Origin of the sequence: Actinoplanes couchii (assembly GCF_016862075.1) — a bacterium.
Lineage (GTDB): Bacteria > Actinomycetota > Actinomycetes > Mycobacteriales > Micromonosporaceae > Actinoplanes > Actinoplanes couchii.
The window spans coordinates 1-2,393 of record NZ_BOMG01000067.1 but is presented as its reverse complement, the minus strand read 5'-3'; the positions used below and the strand labels follow the sequence as shown (position 1 = coordinate 2,393).

Annotated in this window: 2 protein-coding genes and 1 pseudogene; 1 reads left to right on the top strand and 2 read right to left on the bottom strand. The window is 64.6% G+C overall.

All coding sequences use genetic code 11. The annotated features are described in order from the left end of the window. Window positions 1-127: 127 nt before the first annotated feature. Window positions 128-1,204: a 2Fe-2S iron-sulfur cluster-binding protein gene (locus Aco03nite_RS54555; protein ID WP_307837658.1), complete on the top strand. Its 1,077-nt coding sequence runs from the start codon at window positions 128-130 to the stop codon at window positions 1,202-1,204. Here the strand turns inward: Aco03nite_RS54555 and dmpG are convergent. Together dmpG and Aco03nite_RS53190 are read right to left on the bottom strand one after the other, a co-directional pair. Continuing rightward, window positions 1,191-2,204 (bottom strand): 4-hydroxy-2-oxovalerate aldolase, encoded by a 1,014-nt coding sequence (gene dmpG, locus Aco03nite_RS27515; RefSeq protein ID WP_239145474.1) that lies wholly within the window; start codon window positions 2,202-2,204, stop codon window positions 1,191-1,193. The genes Aco03nite_RS54555 and dmpG overlap by 14 nt on opposite strands. Next, a pseudogene (locus tag Aco03nite_RS53190) lies at window positions 2,182-2,393 on the bottom strand (hypothetical protein); the annotation flags it as partial. The pseudogene Aco03nite_RS53190 and the gene dmpG, both read right to left, overlap by 23 nt.

Sequence of the window (2,393 nt, the reverse complement as noted above, 5' to 3'; positions counted from 1 at the left end):
CCCGCCTCCCGCCTCGCGGCTCGCGGCTCGCGGCTCGCGGCTCGATCGTTGGCTGCTGGAACGGCGGCTTCGGGTGAGGGTCTGTCGGCTTGGTTTGTGTTGACTTCCTTCTCTGGGAGGTTTGTTGATGGCTGTTTTTCGTCCTGTTCGGGTTTCTGGGGTTGTGCTGGAGACTGCTGAGGCCTGTTCTCTGGTTCTGGAGACCGACTTTGATTACCGGGCTGGGCAGTATCTTTCGGTTCGTACTCCGGTCGGGGTTCGCTCCTACTCGTTGGCCAGTGCTCCGGGGAGGGGCGAGGCTCCTAAGATCACGGTCAAACGGGTGGTGGGTGGGGTGGTCTCCAACTGGATCTGTGATCGGGTTCGGGCCGGGGACATCATCGACGTTGCGGGGCCTGCTGGGAACTTCACGCCGGGATCGCTCGACGACTCGCTTCTGTTGCTGGCCGGCGGGTCGGGGATCACTCCGATCATGGGGATCATCAAGGCTCTGCGGAGTGATCCGGTGCTGTTCTACGCCAATCGCGATTCTGAGTCGATCATCTTTCGGGACGAGCTGGACGGGATGCTTCCGGTCATTCACTGGCTGGATCGGGAACGGGGTGTGCCGACCGCTGATGCTCTGAAGGAGTTGCTCCACCCGTACCGGAGCAGGGAAGCCTTTGTCTGTGGTCCGGAAGCCTTCGTCGCGGTGGCGGAGAAGGCGCTGCAGCTCGCCGGGGTTCCCGCGGAACGGATCAGAATTGAACGATTCGAGCCGGGAACAGAGGACGACGCGGGTCGTGGCGCTCCGGCGGACCACCACAGCGAGCACGACGAGCAGCAAGGGTCCGGCGGGCAGCAAGGGTCCGGCGGGCGGGAAAGTTCCAGCGGACGGGAGAGGTCCGGCGGACGGGACGGGTCCGGCGGTCGGGACGGGTCCAGCGGACGGGAAGCTGTTGCTGAAGTGGAGATCGACGGGCAGTCGCATGTGTTGCCGTGGGCCGCGGGGCGGCGGCTACTCGACGTGATCGTTGATGCGGGGCTCAATCCGCCCTACTCGTGTCGGCAAGGGCAGTGCGGGGCCTGCGCGGTTCGCCTGGTCAGCGGGGAGGTCACCCTGGTGCACAACGAGATTCTCGAAGAGGAGGACTTCGCCGACGGGTACATCCTGGCCTGCCAGGCGGTCGCGGTCAGTGATCACGTCAAGGTCACTTATTACTGAGCTCCCGGGCGATCGTGATCAACGGGTCTTCCTGGCCTCCGACCAGGCGACGCTCACCGGCTTTGACCAGGATCTCCGCGCCGGAGACGCCATAACGCTCGGCAAGGGTCCAGGCGTGCATCAGGAAACTGGAATAGACGCCCGCATATCCCATGGTCAGGGACATCCGGTCCAGTTTGCACTCGTCGGTCATCACCGGGCGTACCACGTCCTCGGCGGCGTCGACGATTTTGAAGAAGTCCACTCCGGTGCGGATTCCTAGTTTGTCGCAGACTCCCACAAACGCCTCCACCGGCGTGTTTCCGGCACCGGCTCCGAAACGGCGAGTGCTACCGTCGATCTGTTTTGCGCCCGCCCGATAGGCCAGCACCGAATTCGCCACGCCCAAGCCCAGGTTCTCGTGGCCGTGGAAACCCACCTGCGCGTCGTCGCCCAGCTCCGTGACCAGGGCTGCCACCCGATCGCTGACCTGGTCGAGGACCAGCGCGCCGGCCGAATCGACGACATAGACGCACTGGCATCCGGCGTCGGCCATGATCCGGGCCTGTTCGGCGAGCCGTTCTGGTGGAATCGAATGGGACATCATCAGGAATCCCACGGTCTCCAAGCCCAATTCACGGGCCATGCCGAAATGCTGGACGGCGATGTCGGCCTCGGTGCAGTGGGTGGCGATCCGGCAGACGCTCGCACCGTTCCCAGCGGCGGCCCGGATGTCGTCGAGCACGCCCACTCCGGGCAACATCAGAAAGGCTATTCTTGCCCGTACGGCAGCAAGAACCGCGGTTTTGATCAGCTCCTGCTCGGGCGTGTGACTGAAACCGTAGGTGAACGACGAACCGCCCAGGCCGTCACCGTGGGTCACCTCGATCACCGGCACGCCGGCGTCGTCGAGGGCTCGGACGATCGCGGTGACGTCGACGGTGGTGAACTGGTGCCGTTTGGCGTGCGAGCCGTCCCGCAACGACGAATCGGTGATCCTAAGATCGAGCAATTTCCTCACCCACTCTGGTGGCGGCAGCGGTCATGATGTCCAGGTTCCCGGCAAATTTCGGTAGATAGTCGCCCGCGCCCTCGACCTCGATGAAGATCCCGACCCGGACCAGGCCCTGGCCCTGGCCCTGGCCCTGGCCCTGGCCCTGGCCGAGCAGACCACTGCCACTGCCACTGCCACTGCCACTGCCACTGCCAC